This is a genomic window from Chelatococcus sp. YT9, from assembly GCF_018398315.1.
Classification (GTDB): Bacteria; Pseudomonadota; Alphaproteobacteria; order Rhizobiales; family Beijerinckiaceae; genus Chelatococcus.
The window spans coordinates 2302501-2326243 of record NZ_JAHBRW010000001.1; the positions used below are offsets into that span (position 1 = coordinate 2302501).

The 23743-nt window shown below is 63.8% G+C and carries 19 protein-coding genes (1 of these 19 cut by a window edge); 14 read left to right on the top strand and 5 right to left on the bottom strand.

The genetic code is table 11. The annotated features are described in order from the left end of the window. The 3 genes in view from ada to KIO76_RS10480 are tightly spaced (each overlapping or abutting the next) and all read left to right on the top strand, a layout consistent with a single transcriptional unit that may run on beyond the window. Nucleotides 1–627, top strand: the 3' portion of a protein-coding gene (ada, locus tag KIO76_RS10470) for a bifunctional DNA-binding transcriptional regulator/O6-methylguanine-DNA methyltransferase Ada (RefSeq protein WP_213323216.1). 423 nt of this gene lie to the left of the window's left edge; only the last 627 of its 1050 coding nucleotides appear in the window; its start codon lies beyond the left edge, outside the window; the stop codon is at nucleotides 625–627. Continuing rightward, nucleotides 624–1376, top strand: a complete 753-nt coding sequence (locus KIO76_RS10475; RefSeq protein ID WP_213323218.1) for a 2OG-Fe(II) oxygenase — start codon at nucleotides 624–626, stop codon at nucleotides 1374–1376. Before ada ends, KIO76_RS10475 begins: the two co-directional genes overlap by 4 nt. Further along, nucleotides 1363–1905: a methylated-DNA--[protein]-cysteine S-methyltransferase gene (locus tag KIO76_RS10480; protein ID WP_249729562.1), complete on the top strand. Its 543-nt coding sequence runs from the start codon at nucleotides 1363–1365 to the stop codon at nucleotides 1903–1905. The genes KIO76_RS10475 and KIO76_RS10480 overlap by 14 nt, the downstream gene beginning before the upstream one ends. Nucleotides 1906–1931: 26 nt before the next feature. Here KIO76_RS10480 and KIO76_RS10485 read toward each other — a convergent pair whose 3' ends face one another. The 3 genes from KIO76_RS10485 to KIO76_RS10495 form a co-directional block, all read right to left on the bottom strand. Further along, nucleotides 1932–3197, bottom strand: a complete 1266-nt coding sequence (locus KIO76_RS10485) for a DUF763 domain-containing protein (protein ID WP_213323220.1) — start codon at nucleotides 3195–3197, stop codon at nucleotides 1932–1934. 63 nt (nucleotides 3198–3260) lie between these two features. Continuing rightward, nucleotides 3261–4775, bottom strand: a complete 1515-nt coding sequence (locus tag KIO76_RS10490) for a PAS domain-containing HWE histidine kinase family protein (protein WP_213323221.1) — start codon at nucleotides 4773–4775, stop codon at nucleotides 3261–3263. Nucleotides 4776–4947: 172 nt separating this feature from the next. Continuing rightward, nucleotides 4948–6375: a helix-turn-helix domain-containing protein gene (locus KIO76_RS10495; protein ID WP_213323222.1), complete on the bottom strand. Its 1428-nt coding sequence runs from the start codon at nucleotides 6373–6375 to the stop codon at nucleotides 4948–4950. A gap of 142 nt (nucleotides 6376–6517) precedes the next feature. Here KIO76_RS10495 and KIO76_RS10500 point away from each other — a divergent pair, with 142 nt between their 5' ends. From KIO76_RS10500 to KIO76_RS10550, 11 genes are all read left to right on the top strand, one after another. Continuing rightward, a complete protein-coding gene (locus KIO76_RS10500) occupies nucleotides 6518–8050 on the top strand; it encodes an acyl-CoA carboxylase subunit beta (protein ID WP_213323223.1) in 1533 nt (510 codons plus the stop codon). Nucleotides 8051–8061: 11 nt separating this feature from the next. Then, nucleotides 8062–10068 carry an acetyl-CoA carboxylase biotin carboxylase subunit gene (locus KIO76_RS10505; RefSeq protein ID WP_213323224.1) on the top strand — a complete coding sequence of 669 codons (2007 nt, stop codon included), beginning with the start codon at nucleotides 8062–8064 and terminating at the stop codon, nucleotides 10066–10068. Nucleotides 10069–10086: 18 nt separating this feature from the next. Beyond that, nucleotides 10087–11997: a methylmalonyl-CoA mutase subunit beta gene (locus KIO76_RS10510; protein ID WP_213323226.1), complete on the top strand. Its 1911-nt coding sequence runs from the start codon at nucleotides 10087–10089 to the stop codon at nucleotides 11995–11997. Beyond that, on the top strand, nucleotides 11994–14162 hold the full coding sequence (gene scpA, locus KIO76_RS10515; RefSeq protein WP_213323228.1) for a methylmalonyl-CoA mutase: 2169 nt from the start codon (nucleotides 11994–11996) through the stop codon (nucleotides 14160–14162). Before KIO76_RS10510 ends, scpA begins: the two co-directional genes overlap by 4 nt. 38 nt (nucleotides 14163–14200) lie before the next feature. Next, nucleotides 14201–14611 carry a methylmalonyl-CoA epimerase gene (gene mce, locus KIO76_RS10520; RefSeq protein WP_213323230.1) on the top strand — a complete coding sequence of 137 codons (411 nt, stop codon included), beginning with the start codon at nucleotides 14201–14203 and terminating at the stop codon, nucleotides 14609–14611. Nucleotides 14612–15011: 400 nt separating this feature from the next. Next, nucleotides 15012–16880, top strand: a complete 1869-nt coding sequence (locus tag KIO76_RS10525) for an ABC transporter ATP-binding protein (RefSeq protein ID WP_291976742.1) — start codon at nucleotides 15012–15014, stop codon at nucleotides 16878–16880. Nucleotides 16881–17235: 355 nt separating this feature from the next. Continuing rightward, on the top strand, nucleotides 17236–17742 hold the full coding sequence (locus KIO76_RS10530) for a flavin reductase family protein (protein ID WP_213323234.1): 507 nt from the start codon (nucleotides 17236–17238) through the stop codon (nucleotides 17740–17742). 300 nt (nucleotides 17743–18042) lie between these two features. Then, a complete protein-coding gene (locus KIO76_RS10535) occupies nucleotides 18043–19704 on the top strand; it encodes a Na/Pi cotransporter family protein (protein ID WP_213323235.1) in 1662 nt (553 codons plus the stop codon). Between the two features lie 42 nt (nucleotides 19705–19746). Further along, entirely contained in the window at nucleotides 19747–20136 is a 390-nt protein-coding gene (locus KIO76_RS10540; RefSeq protein WP_213323236.1) for a DUF930 domain-containing protein, read from the top strand. 259 nt (nucleotides 20137–20395) lie between these two features. After that, nucleotides 20396–20854 carry a MarR family winged helix-turn-helix transcriptional regulator gene (locus tag KIO76_RS10545; protein ID WP_213323237.1) on the top strand — a complete coding sequence of 153 codons (459 nt, stop codon included), beginning with the start codon at nucleotides 20396–20398 and terminating at the stop codon, nucleotides 20852–20854. Next, a complete protein-coding gene (locus KIO76_RS10550) occupies nucleotides 20851–22071 on the top strand; it encodes a multidrug effflux MFS transporter (protein WP_291976736.1) in 1221 nt (406 codons plus the stop codon). Before KIO76_RS10545 ends, KIO76_RS10550 begins: the two co-directional genes overlap by 4 nt. Before the next feature lie 27 nt (nucleotides 22072–22098). On the opposite strand, the gene KIO76_RS10555 is transcribed toward KIO76_RS10550, so the two are convergent. Both KIO76_RS10555 and KIO76_RS10560 read right to left on the bottom strand, forming a co-directional pair. After that, nucleotides 22099–22725 carry an alpha/beta hydrolase gene (locus tag KIO76_RS10555; RefSeq protein WP_213323238.1) on the bottom strand — a complete coding sequence of 209 codons (627 nt, stop codon included), beginning with the start codon at nucleotides 22723–22725 and terminating at the stop codon, nucleotides 22099–22101. A 78-nt stretch (nucleotides 22726–22803) separates the two neighbouring features. Further along, nucleotides 22804–23736 carry a ring-cleaving dioxygenase gene (locus tag KIO76_RS10560; RefSeq protein WP_213323239.1) on the bottom strand — a complete coding sequence of 311 codons (933 nt, stop codon included), beginning with the start codon at nucleotides 23734–23736 and terminating at the stop codon, nucleotides 22804–22806. Nucleotides 23737–23743 lie beyond the last annotated feature (7 nt).

The following is a 23743-nucleotide window of genomic DNA, read 5'->3' on the forward strand; positions in this document are numbered from 1 at the left end:
GGCGATAAGCAGACCAGCATAACCGCTGCGATCTATGATGCGGGTTTTGCCTCGAACAGCCGTTTCTATGAGACGTCGAACGAAGCGCTGGGTATGACGCCCACGCGTTTCCGCAGCGGCGGAGAAGGGGCGGCCATCCGCTTCGCCGTCGGCGAATGCTCGCTTGGTTCGATCCTCGTCGCGGCGACGGAGAAGGGTGTTTGCGCCATCACATTGGGCGACGATCCGGAGCAACTGGTCCGCGAGCTGCAGGATCGCTTCCCCAAGGCGGAGATGATTGGGGGGGACCAAGCCTTCGAGGCGATGGTCGCCAAGGTGGTCGGCTTTGTGGAGGCGCCGGCGCTCGGGCTCGACCTGCCGCTTGATGTGCGCGGCACCGCGTTCCAGCAGCGCGTCTGGGATGTCCTGCGCACGATCCCCGTCGGCCAGACCGCGAGCTATGCCGAGATCGCCGAACGGATCGGGGCGCCAAAGGCGGTTCGTGCCGTCGCGCAGGCGTGCGGCGCGAACAGGATCGCCGTCGCCATTCCATGTCACCGCGTCGTGCGCAATGACGGAGCGCTGTCCGGCTATCGTTGGGGCGTTGCGCGCAAGCGTGCACTTCTCCAGAAGGAGGGGGTGCAATGATCCCGCTTGCAACAGCGGCGCAGCAGTCCGCTGGTCGAGCGGCAAATCCGGATGGCGGCATCGCGCGCTTCGATTGGGAGGACCTCACGGCTGCCCTCGACGCCTGGGGATGCGCAACCCTCGAGGCGCTGCTTCCGGCGGCGCAGTGTCGCGACATCGCCGCACTCTACTCGCAGGAGGCGCTTTTTCGCAGCCATATTCACATGGCCCGCCATGGTTTTGGCAAAGGCGAATATCGCTACTTCAAGTATCCGCTTCCCCCTGTACTGGCAGATCTTCGCCAACAGCTTTATCCCCATCTCGCGAGGGTCGCCAATAACTGGAATGAAAAGCTCGGGATACCCCAGCGTTATCCGCTGTCGCATGCGGATTTCCTGCGACAATGCAACGAGGCGGGGCAGACGCGACCCACACCTTTGCTGCTGCAATATGGGCCGGGCGATTTCAATTGCCTGCATCAGGATCTGTACGGGGATCTCGCCTTCCCCTTGCAGGTCGCCATTCTCCTCTCCGAGCCCGGGCAAGATTTCATGGGTGGTGAATTCGTCCTGACAGAGCAGCGTCCGCGGATGCAGAGCCGGGCGGAGGTGGTGCCGCTGCGCCAGGGCGACGCTGTCATCTTCGCGGTGAACGATCGACCGGTGGCGGGCACGCGTGGCACCTATCGTGTCAAGATGCGCCACGGCGTCAGCCGTGTTCGCTCGGGCCAGCGGCATACCGTCGGCATCATTTTCCATGATGCACGATAGGATCGCTTCTTCCGCCTTGATCCTGGATACCGTCGAAACGCCTCTCGGCGGTTTTCTGCTCCTGAGCGACAGGCAGGGGGTGCTCCATGGCGCCGATTTTGCCGATTGCGAGGCACGCTTGCTGGCGCTGCTCCGCCGGGGCCGAAGGACCGCATCACCCGCTATAGAACGTGGCGCGGCGCCGGTCGCCTTGAAGCGCAGGCTGGCAGATTATTTCGGAGGCGATGTCAGCGCGATCGATGGCATCGTACTCGCGCCGCGCGGTACCAATTTCCAGCAGGTCGTCTGGGCTGCGCTGCGCACGGTGCCAGCAGGGTCGACGCTGACCTATGCCGCCATGGCGGGAGCCCTCGGGCGCCCGACGGCGGTGCGCGCGGTCGGTCATGCCAATGGCGCCAACCCGTTCTGCATCATCGTTCCCTGCCATCGCCTCACGGGCGCGGATGGGGGGCTTGTCGGATATAGTGGGGGGTTGGCGCGCAAGAGATGGCTGCTCGACCATGAGCACCGCCACGCCAATCCCGCGTAGCCTGGCTGTCACGGGCGGTTGGCCGTTCACGCGCGGTTTTTTTGGTTTTTGACGTCTTTCTCCCAGCCGAAGACGCTGCGTCCGCCAAATAGCGGCGCATCTTCGAACTCCCGGCGGACGACGGCTCCGAAATCGGGGCCTTTCGCGTAGCGTTCCATTTGACGAGCTTGATCGTCGAGGCGCTTGAGCGCGGCCAGTTCCTCGTCTCGGCCGAGACGTCCCTTCTCCACCGCGGATTTCATCACTTTGATGGTTTCGTCATAGACCTTCAGCGGAACAGGGAAGGGATGCCTGTCCTTGCCGCCATGCGCGAAGGAGAACCGGGCTGGATCAGAGAAGCGGCACGGCGCACCATGCACGACCTCGGCGACTGTCGCGAGCGCCTTCACCGTGCGCTGGCCCACGCCCGGGACCAGCAGAAGTTCGTTGAAATCCTTGGGGCCGCGGTCGGCTGCTGCTGCCAGGGTGCCGTGCAGACGCCGCATGACGACGTCGGCCGGCCTGACATCGTGGTGGGCCGGCATGTCGAGGTGGGGCAGCAGGGGCTGCTGAGCGGATGGGGAAGGCGCCTCAGGAGCGGTCGCGCCGCTGAGGCGGGCGAGCTCGCGGAGGATGGCATCCGGACCAGCCTCGCTCAAGAAGGTGAGCTGGTTGCGGCGCGATGGTGCGGCTCGTCTATCTGCGAGGTTGATGATTTCACCTTGCTGACGGCCTTCGATCGCCGCGTGTGGGGAATCGAGGAAACTTTCAAGTCCCTCCGAGTGCCAGTGATAGCGCCGGGCTTGCCGGCGATCGCCATTCATGCCCTGCTGGACGATGACCCAGGATCCCTCATCGGTGACAATGAAGCCGTGAAGGTAGAGGTCGAAACCATCCTGCACGGCCGCGCTGTCGACCTTCGCGACGAGCCGGCTTGTCTGCGCGAGGGCCGCCCCGTCGAAGCCGACCCGTTCGCCAATCGTCACGAGTTCGTCGGGCGTCTTGCGGGAATGGGCACCACGCCCGCCACAGACATGGATGCCTAGCTCACTGGCCATAGGCGTGAGGCCGCGCTTCAGCGCGCCGATTACGCTCGTGGTGATGCCTGACGAATGCCAGTCCATACCCATGACGGCGCCGAAGGACTGGAACCAGAAGGGGTGCGCAAGCCGACGCAGCAATTCGTCCCGTCCATAATGCTGGACGATGGCTTCGGAAATCAACGCTCCAAGCTTCGTCATGCGTTGGCCGAGCCATGGCGGAACGCGGCCTCCATGGAGGGGAAGATTGGCGCTTCCTGCTCTGTGAGCCACAGGGGGCTTACCCTTCTTTACGCGACGCTGCCGCCTATGCGAGCTGGCGCCTGGGCTCCAGACCTACGCGCTCAGGCGTTCTCGCGCAATGGTGAGGCGGATCGAAAGACCTTCCCGTTGCCAATCCCGCTCTATCTGGCCGCCAAGCTGTCCCTTGACGGTCGCGTCTGTGAGAACATCGCCGAAACCCTTGTTCTCCTTGTGGCGATCGATGGCGGGCCCGCCGCGTTCCGTCCAGGTCAAGCGCAACTCGGTTTCGTCGGCGTGGCAATCAATTGTCACCGATCCGGTGGGCGTTGACAGGGCGCCGTATTTTGCAGCGTTGGTCGCAAATTCATGCAGAAGCAGCGCAAAACTCGTGACCGCGCCGCTGGTGAGAATGATGTTATCACCGTTTATGGCCGTCCGGGGACGTGCAGACGTTTCACGCAAATCATAAGGCGCGAGGATCGTCCCTATGAGGGCGTGGAGGGTCGTGACCTGGGTCGTGCGCTCGCTTGCCTGCGATGTCTGCGGTACTGTGAGCGCGTGGGCCCGGGCGAGAGAGGTCAGCCGCTCGAGAAGGTCCTTGGACAACTCCGCAGCACTTGCGGCCGAGCGGGCGCTGAGAGAAACGAGGCCGCAGGCCAGCGCGAACAGGTTCTTCACGCGATGGTCCATTTCGCGGAGCAGCAGATGCTGCTGCTCCTCGGCGCGTCGCCGTTCCGTGCTGTCGCGCGCGATCTTGGACGCGCCGATGATGCGGCCGGAGGCGTCTTTGACGGGTGAAATCGTCAATGAGATTTCGACGAGGCTCCCATCCTTGCGCCGCCGCACGGTCTCGAAATGGTCGATGCGCTCGCCGGCACGGATCCGCGCAAGGATCCGTGGCTCCTCATCCTGCCGATCAAGCGGTATGAGCATGAGCACCGGTCGGCCGATCGTCTCGTGGGCGGTGTAGCCGAACAGGCGCTCCGCGCCGCGATTCCAGCTGATGATCGTGCCGTCCAGATCCTTGGCGAGGATGGCGTCGTCCGATGACTCGACGATTGCGGCATAGCGATGCGCGTTCTCGTCGATGACTTTGCGATAGCTGAGATCCGCCAGCATGTTGACAGCGCCGGTCAGGACTCCGGCTTCGTCGAAAAGCGGCGTTGGAAAGGCGAGAACTGGGACGCGCGTGCCGTCGGGCCGCTCGATGACCATTTCGCGGCCACGGTTGGCCCGCCGCTCGTGAAGCGCGACCGCGAGCGGCGACTGATCGTGCGGCAGTACGGCGCCGTGTGGCGTATATAGCGTCACCGATCCGCAGAAACGGGTTTGCCCTAGCCGCGGCTGAGCGCCCCACAATTCGGTGGCTGCCTTGTTATGGAATATGATCCGACCCGTCTCGTCCGTCGTGTAGATGGCCTCCGGCAGGGCGTCCAGAATGGCGGCAAGTGACAGCCCGGACAGGCTGCGGTCACTAAATGCGTTTTTAGTGGCGGGCCGTTTGAGGGGCGCGCCTTCCCGGGGGCGAGTTGTTCCGGGCTGGCCAGATGGCGTTCGGCGAGACGCGAGTGCGGCTCCCGCGTCATCTCTTGCACCGCCCTTTGCCATCCCGCTTATCCTCGTTCGTTATTGGTCAAAGGAAATTGGCTCTGATGAGCCGGCGCTCAGTTGCAACTTAGCTTATCGAAGTCTACCGCGGGAACCTAGGACAATCCGTCAGAAGCCCGCCATCAGGGGTCTGCCGAACGTTCGCGCACCAAAGCACGCGGCCGATCCGGAGTTACTCCACCTGATAGGGAATGATGTTGCGGCGGCTCGCATCCATGGCGATCCGCCGGTCGATAGGCGGCACGGCGCGCTGGTAGCAATCGGCTCGCTCGCATAGCCGGCAACTGACGCCGATCTTGACGAGCGGTGATGGATTGCGCAGGTCCACGGCATCCGAATAGACGAACTCGCTTGCATAGGCAAGTTCGCAGCCGAAGCCGATAGAGTAACGCAAGCGCAAGGCGTCGAAACGGGCCTCGCCCTTGGTGATCGCCCGCGCGATGGAGAGGTAGCGCGCGCCGTCCGGCATCTCGGCCGCCTGGACCAGGAAGCGGTCCGGCGTCTCGAACGCCTCGTGGATGTTCCAGATCGGGCAGGCGCCGCCGTAGCGCGCGAACTGAAAACGCGTGGCGCTGTGCCGCTTGGTGATATTGCCGGCGCGGTCGACGCGCAGGAAATAGGTCGGGATGCCCTCCAGCCCGGGGCGCTGCAGCGTCGAGAGGCGGTGGCAGACCTGTTCCATGCTGACGCTGAAAGTCGTTGCCAGCCGCTCGATGTCGTGCCGCATGCGGCGCGCCTCCTCAAGGATGTGGCTGTAAGGCATGACGAGCGCGCCGGCGAAATAATTGGCGAGCGCGGCCGCGCAGACCTTGCCGGCGTCCGGACTGTGGAAGGCCGCTGATGCGACCAGCTCATCGATCGCCTCGCCATAGGCAAGGAAGGCGAGATGCCGGGCCAGCGCGAAGGATTGCGTCGCGCGTGGCAGCGTATCATTGAGCACGATACGTCCGCGCTCCTTATCGAGCCGGCTCACGAAATGCGAGCCGTCGGTCGGCGTTTGCCGCTCTATGGTGAGTTTGAACCCCGCTTCCAAATGATCCGCCAGAGCATTGGCCGTTCCGCCCGGCGCGCCGCCCCACTGCCGCGCCAGTTTTTCCGCAGCATGATCAAGGCTGTCCACGTAATTCCCGATGAAATGAAAGTAATCGCGCACCTCGTCGAAGGCTGACTGCTGAACGGGCGCGCCAGTCGATCCGCCCGATGTTGTGAGAGCTTCGTCGAGTGCGCGATGCCTTTCCTCGAGGCGTCGGTAGAGGCCGTGCAGATCGATGAGCGCCCGGCCTACCCGGGGGGCATGTAGCGACAAGGCCTTCAACTCGCGCAGCGTGATGTCCGGCGGGGAGAAGGCTGGATCACTCAGGAGTTCGCGAAGCGTGCCGACCAGCCGGTCGCTGTCATTATCCGAGAAGACCGAAACATTCACACGCAGCACGCGCGCGAGTTCGACTACGACCGTCCCGGACAGGCTCCGCTGGTTGGCCTCGATCTGGCTCATGTAGCTCGGCGATACGCCGATGCGCTTCGCGAGCTCGATCTGTGTCCAGCCGCGCGCCTCGCGCAGGCTGCGCACGGCATCTCCGGCAAACAATTTTCGCGCCATCGAAGCTTCACAATTCGAGAAGATGCCAATTTCACATTTTTGCAGATTTGCACGAAAAGCCTTTGCGGGACAATATCCCTTCTGGATTATCCGCTGCTGTGTTCTAATTTGCCGCATCCCAATTCGCGGCGATGGGCGAACAATGCGCGACATATTGGAACGGCTGGAAGAACGGCGCGAACAGGCGCGGCAGGGGGGAGGCGAGCGCCGGGTGACGGCGCAGCACGCCCGCGGCAAGCTCACGGCGCGCGAACGGATCGACCTCTTGCTCGACGAGGGATCCTTCGAGGAGTTCGACATGTTCGTCGAGCATCGCTCGACGGATTTCGGCATGGAGAAGCAGAAGATCCCGGGCGATGGCGTGGTGACCGGATGGGGCACCATCAACGGGCGTAAAGTCTTTCTGTTTTCCAAGGACTTCACGGTCTTTGGCGGTTCCCTGTCGGAGACCCACGCGGCCAAGATCGTCAAGATCCAGGACATGGCCGTGAAGATGCGCTGCCCGATCATCGGCCTGTTCGATGCCGGCGGCGCCCGCATCCAGGAAGGCGTGGCGGCGCTCGGCGGTTATGGCGAGGTCTTCAAGCGCAACGTGGTGGCCTCCGGTGTCATACCGCAGATCTCGGTGATCATGGGGCCATGCGCGGGGGGCGACGTCTATTCGCCGGCCATGACCGACTTCATCTTCATGGTGCGCGATACTTCCTACATGTTCGTCACCGGGCCGGAAGTCGTGAAGACCGTCACCAACGAGACGGTGACTTCGGAAGAGCTCGGTGGTGCGAAGGTTCACACATCGCGTTCGTCGGTTGCCGACGGCGCTTTCGACAACGACGTCGAGGCGCTGCTGCAGGTGCGGCGCTTGATGGACTTCCTGCCCGCCAACAACACCGAGGGCGCCCCGCACTGGCCGAGCCTCGATGAGCCGGACCGTGTCGAGACCTCGCTCGACACGCTCGTTCCCGACAATCCCAACGTGCCCTACGACATTAAGGAGCTCATCCTCAAGGTCGTGGACGAGCGGGATTTCTTCGAGGTCCAGCAGGCCTTCGCGGGCAATATCGTGGTGGGTTTCGGGCGCATCGAGGGGCGCACGGTCGGCATTGTCGCCAACCAACCGATGGTGCTTGCCGGCGTGCTCGATTCCGATGCTTCCCGCAAGGCCGCCCGCTTTGTGCGTTTCTGCGACGCCTTCGAGATCCCGATCGTGACCTTCGTCGATGTGCCCGGATTCCTGCCGGGCACGGCGCAGGAATATGGCGGGCTCATCAAGCACGGCGCCAAGCTCCTCTATGCCTATTCGGAGGCCACCGTGCCGCTTGTCACGGTGATCACCCGCAAGGCCTTTGGTGGCGCCTACGACGTCATGGCCTCCAAGCATGTCGGCGGCGACGTCAACTATGCGTGGCCGACGGCGCAGATCGCGGTGATGGGCGCCAAGGGCGCGGTGGAGATCATCTTCCGGCAGGATGCCGGTAACGCTGACGCGATCGCCGCGCACACCAAGGGCTATGAGGAGCGCTTCATGTCGCCCTTCGTGGCGGCCGAGCGCGGCTATATCGACGAGGTGATCAAGCCGCATTCCACCCGCCGGCGCGTTGCCCGCGCGCTCGCCATGCTCGCCTCCAAGCGCGCGGAGACGCCGTGGCGGAAGCACGATAACATCCCCTTGTGAGGAAGCGCCCGGTGTTCTCGAAGATCCTCATTGCCAATCGCGGCGAGATTGCCTGCCGCATCATCAAGACGGCGCGGCGCCTGGGCATCAAGACGGTCGCGGTTTACTCCGATGCCGACCGTGATGCGCTGCATGTGTCGATGGCCGACGAGGCCGTCGGCATCGGCCCGGCGCCCGCGGCCGAGAGCTACCTCGTCATCGACAAGATCATCGCCGCCTGCAAGCAGACAGGAGCCGAGGCGGTGCACCCGGGTTACGGTTTCCTCTCCGAGCGGGCGGCCTTTCCCGAGGCGCTCGCGGCGGCAGGGATCGTCTTCATCGGCCCCAATCCGACGGCAATCGCCGCGATGGGCGACAAGATCGAGTCGAAGAAAGCGGCGGCCGCTGCCAAGGTCTCCACCGTGCCGGGCTATCTCGGCGTGATCGAGAGCCCCGAGCATGCGGTGGCAATCGCCGGGGAAATCGGCTTCCCGGTGATGATCAAGGCCTCGGCGGGCGGTGGCGGCAAGGGCATGCGCATCGCCTATTCGGCCGAAGAGGTCGCGGAGGGCTTCGCGCGCGCCAAATCCGAAGCCGCTTCGTCCTTCGGCGATGACCGCGTGTTCGTGGAGAAGTTCATCACCGATCCGCGCCACGTCGAGATCCAGGTGCTGGGCGACAAGCACGGCAACGTCATCTATCTCGGCGAGCGCGAATGCTCCATCCAGCGCCGCAACCAGAAGGTGCTGGAGGAGGCGCCCTCGCCCCTGCTCGACGACGAGACGCGCCGCGCCATGGGCGAGCAGGCGGTCGCGTTGGCGAAGGCCGTCGGCTACGATTCCGCTGGCACGGTGGAGTTCGTCGCCGGCCAGGATCGCTCCTTCTACTTCCTCGAGATGAACACGCGTCTGCAGGTCGAGCATCCGGTGACGGAGCTCGTCACGGGCGTCGATCTCGTCGAGGAGATGATCCGGGTGGCGGCGGGAGAGCCGCTGCGGTTGGCGCAGAAGGACGTGAAACTCGATGGCTGGGCGATCGAGAGCCGCATCTATGCCGAGGATCCGACGCGCAACTTCCTGCCTTCGACCGGGCGACTCGTTACCTACCGCCCCCCGGCTGAAGGCGTGGACGACGGCGTGACGCTGCGCAACGACACCGGCGTCTACGAGGGCGGCGAGATCTCGATCTACTACGACCCGATGATCGCCAAACTCGTGACCCACGCCCCGACGCGCGCGGCTGCCATCGAGGCGCAGGCGGCGGCACTCGACGCCTTCGCCATCGAGGGCATCCGTCACAACATACCGTTCCTTTCGGCCTTGATGCACCACCCGCGCTGGCGCGAGGGACGGCTGTCGACCGGCTTCATCGCCGAGGAATTTCCCCATGGCTTCGCGAATCCTTCGCCGGCGGGCGAGACGGCGCTACGCATCGCGGTGGTGGCGACAGCGATCGATCATCTCCTGAACACGCGCAAGCGTCGGATTTCCGGGCAGATGCCGACGGCGCGGCCGGTGGCCTTCTCGCGCCAACGCATCGCGCGGGTAGGAGACGAGCGCTTCGTGCTGACGGTGGACGGTGACGCTGATGCCCCGCTCGCGTTCGTGACGGAGAACGGCCAACGCATCATCGTCGTTTCGCGCTGGCGTCCCGGCGAGCCGGTGTGGCAGGGCACTATCGATGGTGTTGCAGTTGCCATGCAGGTCGTTGCCATCGTGAACGGCGTCAGGCTCAGCCATGCAGGCACCATTGCCGATGTGCGCGTGGAAACACCGCGCGAGGCGGAACTCGCGGCATTGATGCCGGTGAAGGTGGTCGCCGATAGCGGCAAGAAGCTGCTCTGCCCGATGCCGGGGCTCGTCAAGCTCATCGCCGTGAAGGCCGGGCAAGAGGTACGCGCCGGCGAGACGCTTGCCATCGTCGAGGCGATGAAGATGGAGAATGTGCTGAAGGCCGACAGGGATGGCACCGTCGCCCAGGTTCTCGCCGAGGAAGGCCAGAGCCTCGCCGTCGATGCCGTTATCCTCGAATTCGCCTGAGGTCTCGGGAGGAAGGTGATGAGCGCCCATAGCAATCCCGCTGCCGTTTCGGCCCATGCCCGCAATCCCGATATTCCCGATGTGGAGCAGTGGCGCGCGCTGGTGGACAAGGTGCTCAAGGGCGCCGATTTCGAGCGTGTGTTGGTCGGCCGCACGGCGGATGCGATCGCCATCGATCCGCTTTACGCCAAGGCGAGCGGCGCGCCCCGGGCCATGCGGGCGGCGTCCGGCCGCTGGGCGGTTTGCCAGCCGGTGGACCATCCCGATGGCGCGGAGGCGAACCGTCTGGCGCTGGCCGATCTCACCGGTGGCACGGATACGCTGGCGCTCGTCTTTCAAGGTGCACGGACGGCGCGGGGTTTCGGCCTGCCGGTGACCGCAATCGCGGCCGCCCTGGGTGGCGTGCATCTCGACCTCATCCGACTGCGCGCCGAGCCGCCGCCCTTTGCCGGGCAGGCGGTCTTCGCGGCGCTCAGTGCCGTCCTCGCCCCGCGCGGCCTCGATGCCGGCGCGCTTGCCATCGATTGGGGCGTCGACCCCATCGGCGACATGGCCTCGACCGGGACGGCGCCGAAGCCGTGGCTGGAGCTCGCCGCCGAGGCGGCGGCGCTGGTCGCGTCCGTGCGCGCGGCCGGCTTTACGGGCGCGGTGTTGCGTGCCGACGGGCGCGTGCATCATGAAGCCGGAGCCACCGAGGCGCAGGAACTCGCGGCGGCACTCGGGTCGGGCGTAGCTTATCTGCGTGCTCTGGAGGCGTCTGGTATGCCTCTGGATGAGGCCAGGCGCGCCATCAGCTTCACACTCGTCGCCGATGCGGACGAATTCCTCACCGTCGCGAAGCTGCGCGCGCTGCGGCGTCTATGGGCGGAGGTGGAGGTTGCCTCCGGGCTTGCACCCGAGCCGATCCAGCTGGCGGCGGAAACGGCGTGGCGGATGACGACGCGGCATGATCCCTTCGTCAACATGCTGCGCAACACCATGGCGGTATTTTCGGCGGCTGTCGGCGGGGCCGACGTCATCACCGTGCTGCCGCATACCGCACCCCTTGGTCTTGCCGATGACTTCGCTCGCCGCATGGCGCGCAACACGCAGATCATCCTCGCCGAGGAAAGCAATATCTGGCGGGTCGCCGACCCGGCGGCCGGCGCGGGCGGCTTCGAGACTTTGACGGCCGAGCTCTGCGACAAGGCCTGGGCCCTGTTCCAGCGCATCGAAGGTGAGGGCGGGCTCGCCGCGATGCTCGCGAGCGGCACGTGGCAGGCAGAGGTGGCAACGGCCCGGGAGGCGCGCGTCAAGGCGATCGCGCGGCGAAAGCAGCCGCTGACCGGCACGACCGCTTTCCCCAATCTCGACGAGACGCCGGTCACCGTGCTGATGCCGGCTGTCGAGCCGGAGGCGGCAGCCACCATGGATTTCCTCGCCATGCAGGCCGCGCGGGTGTCGGAGCCCATCGAGCGGCTGCGCGACCATGTGATGGCGCGCGGCTATACCGTGTTCCTCGCGACACTCGGCAAGCCGGCCGATTTCGCGGCTCGCGCGGGCTTCGCGCGGGGCGTCTTCGAGACGGGCGGGCTGCGCACCACGGGCAGCGAGGGCTTCGCGTCCTACGAGGCGCTCATCGCGGCCTATCGGTCGTCGGGCGCTCATGCGGCCTGCATCTGTTCCTCCGATGATCGCTATGACAGCCTGGCCGCCGATGCCGCGGTCGCGGGCGAGACATTGGCCGAGGAAGCGGCCCGCGGCCTCGCGGCGGCCGGCTGCGACCTGGTGATGCTCGCCGGTGCTGGCGGAACGCGCGAGGCGGCACGGCGCGAAGCGGGAGTCACCGATTTTCTCGTGGCTGGCATGGATATCGTCGATTTTCTCGCCAAGACGATCGCGCGGCTTGACGCGCAGGACGCCGGAACAGTGACCGAGGGCGGATTATGAGCCGGATCCCCGATTTCACCACGCATAAGCCAACCTTCGCGACGGCGCCCGACGCCCTCGACGGAGGAGCGGTCTGGGAGACGCCGGAGAGGATCCCCGTCAAGCCGGTCTACGGCGAGGCGGATCGGGAAGGGCTCGATTTCGTCGATAGCCTGCCGGGGATTGTGCCTTTCGTGCGCGGGCCCTATCCCACCATGTATGTCAACCAGCCCTGGACGATCCGGCAATATGCCGGCTTCTCCACGGCCGAGGATTCCAACGCCTTCTACCGCCGCAATCTCGCGGCCGGGCAGAAGGGCCTTTCTGTCGCCTTCGATCTCGCGACCCATCGCGGCTATGACAGCGATCATCCGCGCGTTGCCGGCGACGTCGGCATGGCCGGGGTGGCGATCGATTCCATCTACGACATGCGCACGCTGTTCTCAGGCATCCCGCTCGACAGGATGAGCGTGTCGATGACGATGAATGGCGCGGTGTTGCCGATCTTGGCCCTCTACATCGTCGCGGCGGAAGAGCAGGGCGTGTCGCCGGACAAGCTCTCGGGCACTATTCAGAACGACATTCTCAAAGAATTTATGGTGCGCAACACCTATATCTATCCGCCGGCCGGGTCGATGCGCATCATCTCCGACATATTCGCCTACACCTCGCAGAATATGCCGAAGTTCAACTCCATCTCGATCTCCGGCTATCACATGCAGGAGGCGGGGGCGACGGCGGATCTCGAGCTCGCCTATACGCTGGCCGATGGCGTCGATTACATCCGCGCCGGTATCGCGGCCGGCCTGCCGATCGACAGTTTCGCGCCGCGCCTGTCCTTCTTCTGGGCGATCGGCATGAACTTCTTCATGGAAGTCGCGAAGATGCGGGCCGGGCGGCTCCTGTGGTCGCGGCTCGTGAAGCGGTTCAACCCGCAGTCGGACAAGTCGCTGGCGCTCCGCACCCACTGCCAGACCTCCGGCTGGTCCCTGACCGCGCAGGACGTGTTCAACAACGTCACGCGTACGGCGATCGAGGCCATGGCGGCGACCCAGGGCCACACCCAGTCGCTGCACACCAACGCACTCGACGAGGCGCTGGCGCTGCCGACGGACTTCTCGGCGCGCATCGCCCGCAACACCCAGCTCTTCATTCAGCAGGAATCGGGCACCACGCGCATCATCGATCCCTGGGGCGGTTCCTATTATGTTGAGCGCCTCACCGCCGATCTCGCCGCCAAAGCCTGGGAACATATCGAAGAGGTCGAGAAGCTCGGCGGCATGGCGAAGGCGATCGAAGCCGGCATTCCGAAGCTGCGCATCGAGGAGGCCGCCGCCAAGACGCAGGCGCGTATCGATGCCGGCCAGCAGGTCGTCGTGGGGGTCAATCGCTTCCGCGTCGACAATGAGCCGCCGATCGACGTGCTCAAGGTGGACAATTCGGCTGTTCGCGCCCGCCAGATCGAGAAGCTCGAGCGCCTGAGGGCCGAGCGCGACGCGGGGCGGGTCGAAGCGGCGCTTGGAGCGCTGGCGGAAGCCGCGCGCTCAGGTCAAGGCAACCTGCTCGCCCTTGGTGTGGATGCCGCGCGCGAGAAGGCAACGGTCGGTGAGATATCCTCGGCGCTGGAAAATGCCTGGGGCCGCCACAAGGCCGAGGTGAAGATCAATTCCGGCGTCTATAAGACGGCGTTCGGCAGCGATGATGACAGGCTCGCGCGCGTCAATCGCCTCGTCCACGATTTCACCGAAGAGGCGGGTGCGCCACCGCGCATTCTCATCGCCAAGATGGGGCAGGATGGGCATGACCGCGGCCAGAAGGTGATCGCCACCGGTTTCGCAGACCTCGGCTTCGACGTGGTGATCGGCCCCTTGTTCGCGACGCCGGAGGAGGCCGCCGACCAGGCGATCGAGCAGGATGTGCATGTGGTCGGCGTATCTTCGCTCGCCGCCGGGCACCTCACGCTGGTGCCGGCGCTGAAGGCCGAGCTCGACAAGCGGGGCCGCTCCGACATTCTCATCGTCGTCGGCGGTGTCATCCCGCCGCAGGATTATCAAGCGCTTTATGACGCGGGCGCGATCGCGATCTTCCCGCCGGGAACGCCGATCACCGAGGCGGCCCTTGCGGTGCTCGACCGGCTGAGCAACCATCTCGGCTACCGCCAGAAGGACCCGGCAGACTATCTCTGACGGGCGGACGGGCAGCTACGAAAGGCAGGGGGACTAGCATGATCGGGCGCTTGAACCATGTGGCCATTGCCGTGCCGGATCTCGAAGCCGCGGCTGCCCTTTATCGCGACAGCCTCGGCGCCAATGTCACACCGGCGCAGACCTTGCCCGCCCACGGTGTGCGACTCGTCTTCGTCAATCTGCCGAATACGAAGATCGAGCTTATGGAGCCCCTTGACGAGAGCTCGCCGATCGCCTCGTTTCTCGCCAAGAACTCGTCCGGTGGGATTCATCATCTCTGCTACGAGGTGGACGACATCCTCGCGGCGCGCGACCATCTCGTTGCCACGGGGGCGCGCGTGCTCGGCAGCGGGGAGCCCAAGACCGGCGCCCATGGCCTGCCGGTGCTGTTCCTGCATCCCAAAGACTTCAACGGCACACTGATCGAGCTGGAAGAAGCCGCAGCTTAGCGCCCGCGTTCTGAGAAAATCCGCCGGTCGTTCCGGGGCCTTGCGTCAGCGAGGAGCCCGAAGCCATGGACAGGAGGGCGCATGGGAAGGCGCGTCGGGCCGGCGTTCCGTTGATTCACCGTGGTGTTCATGGATTCCGGGCTCAGGCCTGTCGGCCAGCTCCGGAATGACGAAGTGCTTCCGCGTGAATCACCATGCTCCGGCGGCTGCTTCCGCGTGCCCTGCGCTCAGCGTTGACGAGGCAGGTGACAATCTCCTGCATTGTATGCCACATTTACGCAGGGCTCATGCGGGCCTGCAGAAAATCGCTGGCTTCGCTTCAGGGCTGAGGTCTCCAATCAAAAGAGTTTCGCTTGCCGGAGGGGCACGTGAAGGTATTGAGCGCAAACGGGGTGACGTCGTGAGTGATAGTGTGAACAAGGCCGGGGTTAAGCCCGTCATCTCCGTCGCGAATTTGACCACCTCGTTCCTTGTCGAGGGTCAGCTTCGTCCTGTGGTGCGCAATATCTCCTTTGATGTGGCGCCGCGCGAAACCGTGGCCATCGTCGGTGAATCAGGCTCCGGCAAGAGCGTGACGGCGCTGTCGATCATGCGGCTAATCTCCGCCTCCAGCGGCCGCGTGGAAGGCTCTATCCGCCTCGGCGATCGTGACCTCCTGACGCTACCCGAGCATGAGATGCGCAAGATTCGCGGCAACGACGTCGCGATGATCTTCCAGGAGCCGATGACGTCGCTCAACCCGGTCCTCACGATCGGCTATCAGATCGCCGAAGCGTTGATGCTGCACCGCGGCATGTCACAGAGCGAGGCCAAGGCCGAGACGATCCGCCTTCTGGAGAAGGTGCGCATCCCGGCGGCGAAATCCCGCTTCGATGAATATCCACACCGTTTCTCGGGCGGCATGCGCCAGCGCGTGATGATCGCCATGGCACTCGCCTGCAAGCCGAAGCTCCTCATCGCCGATGAGCCGACGACGGCGCTCGACGTGACCATCCAGGCCCAGATCCTCGACCTGATCAAGATTCTGCAGGACGAGGAGGGCATGTCGGTGCTCTTCATCACCCATGACATGGGCGTGGTGGCCGAGATCGCCGACCGCACCGTGGTCATGTACAAGGGCGAGGCGGTCGAGGCGGGCGACACGGCAACGATCTTCAGCGCACCGAAGGCGCCTTACACCCGTGCGCTGCTGTCCGCCGTGCCGCGTCTCGGCTCGATGGAAGGCCGGGCGCGGCCGATGCGCTTCCCGGTTGTCGACAAGACGACGGGCGAGTCCGACGTGCCGGTGGAAACGCCCGACACGGTGAAGGAGAAGGATCGGCCGGTGCTTGAGGTGAAGAACCTCATCACCCGTTTCGACATTCACTCCGGGCTGTTCGGCGGCGTCTCGGGCCGCGTGCATGCGGTGGAGAATGTGTCCTTCGACGTCAAGGCGGGCGAAACACTGGCGCTTGTTGGCGAATCAGGCTGCGGCAAATCCACGACCGGCCGTTCGATCGTCCGGCTTGTCGAGCCTAATTCCGGCACGGTCATGGTCGATGGCCAGAACGTGCTTGATCTGAAGCGTGAAAAGCTGCGCGAGATGCGCAAGAACATGCAGATGATCTTCCAGGACCCGTTCGCGAGCCTCAACCCGCGCGCGACGGTCGGCGCGGCCATTGCTGAGCCCATCCTGACCCATGGCCTTGCTTCGAAGGCGCAGGCGCGTGAGATGACGGCGGACCTGCTGCACCGCGTGGGCCTCACAGCCGACATGGCCAGCCGTTATCCGCATGAGTTCTCGGGTGGCCAGCGGCAGCGTATCTGCATCGCCCGCGCCTTGGCGCTGAAGCCCAAGCTGATCATCGCGGACGAAGCCGTTTCGGCGCTCGACGTGTCGATCAAGGCGCAGGTTGTGAATCTCATGCTCGACCTGCAGGAGAGCATGGGCCTCGCCTATCTCTTCATCTCGCATGACATGGCAGTCGTCGAGCGCGTCAGCCATCGTGTGGCGGTCATGTATCTCGGCGAGATCGTCGAGATCGGGCCGCGCGCCGCAGTGTTTGGCAACGCGCAGCATCCCTATACCAAGAAGCTGATGGCAGCGGTGCCGATCCCTGATCCTGCGCGGCGCGGCCAGAAGCACCCGGTCTCGAACGACGAGATCAAGAGCCCGGTTCGCCCCGCGGATTATGTGCCGCCGGTGCGTGAATATCGCGAAGTCTCACCCGGGCATTTCGTGCAGGTCTGGGGCGCCGAATGGGAACCCAAGACGGCGCTTGCTGCCTGAGCGTTTGGCTGGACATAGTTCAGACCCCGGATCGGTGAAGATCCGGGGTCTTTTCGTTGGCGCTTGCATGAAACCGAGCGCATTTTCTGGAGGTGCGTTGCCGATTGGGAGGCGGAGTGGATCACTCAAAGCCGACCGCTAAGTCTCTCAGGCTTCCACTGGCAAGGCGCATGCAGATCATGCTGCCGGCTTGACGATTGCCGGTGCCACTGGCAACGATCGATCAATGCTAACGATTTGCGGCGTTCTCGCGTGGGATGTCGCAAGGGCAGCATGCAGGTCGAGGGGAATGCCGGAAATTTACCGTGTTCCGCCGGTATGTTGCTGCAGTATGGCTTACGACGGGGACGACGGAATGAATGATGTAACTGACATGGCGGAGATCACGGCTGAGTTTCGCTCTGCCATGCGCACATTAGCCGGTGCGGTCTCTGTGCTGACGGTTGGCGAAGGTGATGACCGTAACGGCTTTACCGCCACGTCCGTGTCCTCTTTTTCGATGGAACCGCCGCGTGTAACCGCCTTCATCAACAAGAATGCTTCATCCTGGCCGACGATGAGGAAATATCAGGCCTTCGGCATCAATGTCCTCGCCGAGGGCCAGGAAGACATCGCGGACAGGTTCGCCGGTCGTCATGGAACGAAGGGGCAGGACCGGTTTTCCGGGGCGACCTGGATAACCGCTGCGACCGGTGCGCCTCTCCTCGACGGAGCGTTGGTCGCCATCGATTGCAAGCTCGAAGAGGCGATCGAGCGGCATACCCATGCGATCCTGATCGGTCAGGTTTGTGCTGTGAGGCTGGCAGGCACGGACGTCGATCCGCTGCTCTATTGGCATGGCCGTTATCGCGGTCTCAAGTAAGGGCCTTCGCCTGATACGACGCCGCAAAACCTATTCTCCGAGGCCCTAGCAGTTCGCCGTATCTGCGAAAAGTAGCCGGCTTGCCCGCAATGCAATGCCGGCTATCATTGATGCTTGTGCCAAAGTCCAACCTTAAGGGCTCATTCTCAGGATTGTTGTTTTCTGGCCGAGCTGTTTCCCTGGCATTTTAGCATGGGAAAGCGTTCGGCGGAGTTAAGCAGAGTCTCGGCATCAGGTGCCAGTGCCACCTGGACCATATGCCAATAGAACAAGATGCGCTGAAGAAAGCACGGTCCCTCTATGGCCATTTCTTTCGCACTGATTAACTTGGCCGGCTACGTCGCGTTGCTGCTCTGGGGCACTCATATGGTGCAAACCGGAGTGCAGCGCGCTTTCGGACCGCATCTGCGCACATTCCTCGGTTCGGCCCTACGAAACCGGCTGTCTGCCTTTCTCGCGGGTCTCGGTGTCACGGCGGTCCTGCAAAGCAGTACGGCTACCGGTCTGATGGTGACGGGATTCGCGGCAGATGGCTTGGTGCGGCTCATGCCGGCGCTCGCGGTCATGCTCGGTGCCAATGTCGGCACCACGCTGATCGTTCAGGTTCTGTCCTTTGACGTTGCCGCTTTCGCACCAGGGTTGATCCTGTTCGGCGTCGTCATGTTTCGGCGCGATTCCAGCACGCGGATGCATGATCTTGGGCGCGTTTTCATTGGGCTCGGGCTCATCCTGATCGCCTTGCATCAGATGCTGACGCTGATGGCGCCTTTCGAGAACGCGCCTGGCCTCAAGGTCTTGCTGGGGGCAGTATCGACCCTGCCGATCATTGATGTGCTCCTCGGGATCATCGTCACCTGGGCATTCCATTCCAGCGTTGCGGTCGTGCTGCTGATCATGTCCCTGGCGACAAATGGCGTCATTCCGCCGGAGGCTGCGATTGCCTTCGTTATCGGCGCCAATATCGGGACGGCCGTCAATCCGGTCCTCGAAGGGACGACGAGTGATGACCCGGCCGCCAAGCGACTGCCAATCGGCAATCTGCTCAATCGGATCGTCGGCGGCGTTATCGTGCTCGCTCTCATCGATCCGATCTCAAGCTTGATGGTCCGCCTCGATGGTGACGCGGGCCGCATGGTCGCTGATTTCCACACCTTCTTCAATCTCGTGATCGCAGCTGTCTTCTTTCCATTTCTCGGCCCCTACAGCCGCTTGCTGGAGAAGATCCTGCCGGAACGGGCGAAGGCGAACGATCCGGCCCAGCCGATCTATCTGGACAACGCGGCCAAGGAGACCCCGATCGTTGCGTTGGGCAGCGCCTCGCGCGAGGCTTTGCGACTGGCCGACATGTTGGAGAAGATGTTACGGGGCGCGCGCGATGCCCTGGCCAAGGATGACCGCAAGATCATCAGCGAGACAAAGCGCCTCGACGATATTCTCGACAACCTCAATACCGCCATCAAAACTTACCTGACGTCGATCGATCCTGAGGAGTTGAGCGACGCCGACCATCGGCGTCTTAACGAGGTGCTTGCCTTTACAATGAATCTCGAGCAGGCCGGCGATGTCATCGACCGCAACCTGCTGCCCCACGCATCGAAGCGTCTCAAGCGCGGGCTCACCTTCTCCAAGGAAGGGCAGGAGGAGTTGCTGGCGTTGATAGATCGACTCATCGCCAACCTGAGGACCGCTGCATCACTTTTCATGACGGAAGATCCCCGCGCTGCGCGACTTCTCGCGGAGGAAAAGGTGGCTTTTCGCGATGCGGAGAATGCGGCAACCGCAGCGCACTTCGCTCGTCTTCGTACTGGGCGCCAGGATACCACTGAAACAAGCTCACTGCATCTTGATCTGCTGCGGGATATCAAACTGATCAATTCGCATATAGTTGCTGCTGCAGCCTATCCTGTGCTTGAGCGGACCGGTGATCTGCTTCCAAGTCGTATTGCAGCCACTGACGAATAGGCAGAATTTCCGCGTGAACTTTTTGATGAGGATGCGTAATCGATGTGGAAGCCGTCGGCGATCCTGTTTGTGCTCAGTCTCATGGTCTCTCCTGCCCATGCTGTTGATCCACGACTGGAAGCAAGCCTGCGAAACCTAGACCCGGCGGAGCGTTTCACGCAGCTCTGTGACGTGGAAGCAATGGCGCGTATCCGTCACGATGCAAATGTCTATCGGCCGGACCGTGCTCTCGCGGATGCCATCAGCCCTACCCAGCGCAACGGCAATCGTCTTACCGGTGCGGGTGGAGCGTTCCGCAGTGCCGGCCATTGGTACCGCTACAGCTTCACCTGCGAGGCGAGCCAGGATCACATGAAGATCACGGCGTTCGACTATAAGATCGGGCCCATGATCCCCGAAGCGCAATGGGCGAAATTTGGGCTATGGCAGTAGCGGGCACGCACCTGGTCGTCCCCTGAGGCTTGGCGGAGCTCCATGAAGCCACACTTGACCCATGCTTTCTGCGCGGGTCAGCGTTCTCCATCGGGAAGTTGTACCGTGATTGATGATATGTCATCTATTTGCGCGACATCTAGTGCATGTCCGGTGTGCTCCGGCTCATCGAAACTGCTCTAGGCCTTTGGTCCCACGCATTGTCTTCACGCGAACCGGTATCAACTCCGCTCGACAATGCTCTGGTTTTGAGTTTGTCATGTCTGTTCTCCCTTCTCAGGAGCGCAACCGCCTTGGTTCTCTTCTCGGCCATGCAGCGCGTCAGTGGCGTCGAGCGGTCGATCGGCGTCTGCAACCCTTCGATTTAACGGAAGCGACCTGGCTTCCCCTTCTGCGCATCGCCCGTGCTCCGCATCCCATGTACCAGAAAGATCTGGCCGCATCCTTGTCGCTGGATCGATCGTCGGTCGTGCGACTGCTTGACTCGTTGCAGCGCGCCGGCTTGGTCGAGCGCCGCGAGGGGAGGGATCGCCGTACCAAAGCAATCGTGCTGACGGCGCTCGGTCATGCGACCGTGCAACGTGTGGAGGTGTTTGCTCGCGACGTGCGTGAGGTGGCGCTGGCGGATATCGCCCCCGAGGATCTCGCCACCACGATGCGCGTTCTCGATCACATCGCGACGGTTCTTTCCCCCTCGAGTGAAGAGATCGTCGCGTGAACGCCCCGATGAAGGAAGCTACGGTCAGCGCCGCGGAGGAGCAGCGCCTGAAGGTGCCGCTGTGGCTCCTCGCCTCGCTCACCTTCAGTGCTACGCTCGCCATGCATATTTTCGTGCCCGCGTTGCCGCAGGTGGCGCAGGATCTCGGTGCCGGCGTCGGCGCGATGCAACTTACGATAAGCCTTTATATTCTTGGGCTCGCCGTCGGTCAGTTGATCTATGGGCCGATTGCCGACCGTTTCGGCAGACGACCGACGCTCATCGTCGGGCTGTCCCTCTATGTCGTGGCTGGAATCGCCGCGGCCCTGGCGCCGAGCGCACATGCGCTTATTGCGGCGCGCCTGTTCCAGGCGATGGGTGGATGTGTCGGCATGGTGCTTGGCCGGACGATCATCCGCGACACCTCGACCTCGCAGGACTCGGTGCGCCGGCTGGCCCTCATGAACCTGTTGGTGACTGTCGGGCCGGCGGTTGCGCCATTGATCGGTGGCGCGCTGGCATCCACCGTCGGCTGGCGCTTCATTTTCCTGCTGCTTGCGCTTTTCGGCGTGATGAACATGGTGTTCACGTGGCGCTTGCTGCCCGAGACGGGCAAGCCGAGTGCCGATAACTCCGTCGCCACGCTGGCCCGCAATTATCGAAGCCTCCTCGTCTCGCCCGCTTTTCTCGGCTACGCCATCGGTGGGGGGTGCGCGACGACTTCCATGTATGCGTTCATCGGCGTGGCGCCCTTCATCTTCATCAATGAGCTGAGCCGGCCTGCTTATGAGGTGGGCCTCTACCTTGCCGTTCTCGTCGCCGGCATCTGGATCGGCAGCATCATCGTCAGCCGCCTCATCATGCGCATGCCGATCCGTTCTCTGCTCATCGGCGGGAACCTCGTGAGCCTCGCCGCCGCGCTGGTGTTCCTCGGTGTCGTTGCCAGTGGGCATCTCACGGTGGTCTGGGTCGTCGGCCTCATGTTCCTTTTCATGTTCGGTGCGGGTTTTGCGGCGCCGACGGCTCTCACCCAGGCGGTGAGCGTTAACCAGAAGGTCGTCGGGTCGGCATCAGGCCTCTATGGCTTCGCGCAGATGTCGGTTGGCGCGGTCTGCGCGGGGTTGGCCGGGCTCGGCTCCCACCCCGCGCTGGCGGCTGCCCTGGTGCTGGGCGGCGCGACCGTCGTGGCCCAGATCGCCTTCATGGTCGCCCAGCACCACGCGCCGAAGCATCGCTAGAGCAGATCTCACCGAAGGGGATCTGCCCTAGTTCTGAACCGTGCGCTCGTCCAGCCACTGCCTCCCAAGGTTGACGTCGGCCTGGGACAAGCCATGGCCAACGGGCAGCACACGATGGGTTACGGCCGCGCCGGCCTGGGCAAGGGTGGTGCTGAGCCGGTTGGCATTCTCTTCCGGCACGATGGGATCCATCGCTCCGGAGAGAATGAGCACGGGTTGCCTGGCGAGGGTCTGCACGGGAGCCTCCGGCAGGGGCACCATGGCGCGCAGCAGCACCGCCCCAGCCAGCACATCCGGTTGACGGTAGAGCAGTGCGGCCGCGATATTCGCGCCGTTGGAGAAGCCGACCGCTATCGGCGCCGCCAGATCGTAGGCGGCCCGGGCCTCACGGATGAAGTCTGCGAGTTCGTCGGCGCGGTGGCGGACATCGTCTTCATCGAAGACACCTTCGGCGAGTCGCCGGAAGAAGCGTGGCGCTCCGCCCTCTGAGACTTTGCCGCGCGGCGACAGGAGTGCCGCGCCTGGTGCCAGCAGGCGGCCAAGCGACAGCAGGTCATTTTCGTCACCCCCGGTCCCATGCAGCAACAGGAGCGGAGCGCGGCCTGGCTCGGTCGCTGGCTCGAACCGGTGGATAAAGGACAAAGCGGCGCCCATGATGGCCTCCTTGCAAAAGGGGGTAAGCGCTGTCCTGCGTCTTGACCGCAGGACAGCTATCTTGCCTTGGCGCTCGGGTTAGCCGAGATCGGGGAGTACGGCCTCGATCTCCGCACGACGACGCTCAAGAAAAGGCGGAAGCTTCAGGGCCTGGCCGAGGGAAGCCAGTGGTTCGTCGGCCGCGAAGCCGGGTTCATCCGTCGCGATCTCGAAGAGCACATGGCCGGGTTCGCGGAAATAGACGGACCGGAAGTAGTTGCGGTCCTTCTGCTCCGTGGTCCGGATGCCGTGGTTTTCGGCAAGTTTCCGGACCATCGCCTCCTGCGCCGCGTCATCGGCGGCGCGGAAAGCGACATGGTGGACCGATCCGCCCCCCATGCGCGCCGGCAGGAACTCGCCCGCGGCGCGCAGGTCGACGATACCGCCGATCGCAGTGTCCCCCGCCTTGTAGCGAATGAGCGTGCCCTCACGGCCGATCTCGCTGAATCCAAGGACGTCCGTCAGGATCGCGCCCGTCGGCCCCGCGTCCTTGAGCAGCAGGCTGACGCTGTGAAAGCCGCGGATCGCGTTCTCTGCCGGGATGTCACTGCCGCCCCATGCCGCCTCGGCCTCGATGCCCGCAACACCAACAAGCGAAAGCCGCATGCCATCGGGATCCTTGAACGCCAGCACGGTTTCACCGAAGCGCTTCTCGGGAGCCTGGTGGACCACGCCTTTCTCGACGAAGCGGTGCGTCCAGTAACCGATGGAACCTTCCGGCACCCGAAATACCGTCTCCTGCGTCTCGCCGACACCAAGGCGGCCCGGCGCCACATGTTCCCATGGGAAGAAGGTGAGGATGGTGCCGGGTGATCCGGCTTCGTCTCCGAAATAGAAGTGGTAGGTGCCGGGATCATCGAAGTTCACGGTCCGCTTCACGAAGCGCAGGCCGAGGACATCCGTGTAGAAGTGGAAATTCCGACGCGCGGGACCGGCGATAGCGGTGACGTGGTGAATGCCATTCTGAACCATCGATAGT

Excerpts from the sequence above, each read along its gene's own strand:
- scpA (WP_213323228.1), top strand. The coding sequence starts at position 11,994 with ATGAGCCGGATCCCCGATTTCACCACGCATAAGCCAACCTTCGCGACG.
- KIO76_RS10545 (WP_213323237.1), top strand. The coding sequence starts at position 20,396 with ATGTCTGTTCTCCCTTCTCAGGAGCGCAACCGCCTTGGTTCTCTTCTC.
- KIO76_RS10555 (WP_213323238.1), bottom strand. The coding sequence starts at position 22,725 with ATGGGCGCCGCTTTGTCCTTTATCCACCGGTTCGAGCCAGCGACCGAG.
- KIO76_RS10480 (WP_249729562.1), top strand. The coding sequence starts at position 1,363 with ATGATGCACGATAGGATCGCTTCTTCCGCCTTGATCCTGGATACCGTC.
- KIO76_RS10475 (WP_213323218.1), top strand. The coding sequence starts at position 624 with ATGATCCCGCTTGCAACAGCGGCGCAGCAGTCCGCTGGTCGAGCGGCA.
- KIO76_RS10490 (WP_213323221.1), bottom strand. The coding sequence starts at position 4,775 with ATGGCAAAGGGCGGTGCAAGAGATGACGCGGGAGCCGCACTCGCGTCT.
- mce (WP_213323230.1), top strand. The coding sequence starts at position 14,201 with ATGATCGGGCGCTTGAACCATGTGGCCATTGCCGTGCCGGATCTCGAA.
- KIO76_RS10540 (WP_213323236.1), top strand. The coding sequence starts at position 19,747 with ATGTGGAAGCCGTCGGCGATCCTGTTTGTGCTCAGTCTCATGGTCTCT.
- KIO76_RS10500 (WP_213323223.1), top strand. The coding sequence starts at position 6,518 with ATGCGCGACATATTGGAACGGCTGGAAGAACGGCGCGAACAGGCGCGG.
- KIO76_RS10535 (WP_213323235.1), top strand. The coding sequence starts at position 18,043 with ATGGCCATTTCTTTCGCACTGATTAACTTGGCCGGCTACGTCGCGTTG.
- KIO76_RS10560 (WP_213323239.1), bottom strand. The coding sequence starts at position 23,736 with ATGGTTCAGAATGGCATTCACCACGTCACCGCTATCGCCGGTCCCGCG.
- KIO76_RS10510 (WP_213323226.1), top strand. The coding sequence starts at position 10,087 with ATGAGCGCCCATAGCAATCCCGCTGCCGTTTCGGCCCATGCCCGCAAT.
- KIO76_RS10530 (WP_213323234.1), top strand. The coding sequence starts at position 17,236 with ATGAATGATGTAACTGACATGGCGGAGATCACGGCTGAGTTTCGCTCT.
- KIO76_RS10495 (WP_213323222.1), bottom strand. The coding sequence starts at position 6,375 with ATGGCGCGAAAATTGTTTGCCGGAGATGCCGTGCGCAGCCTGCGCGAG.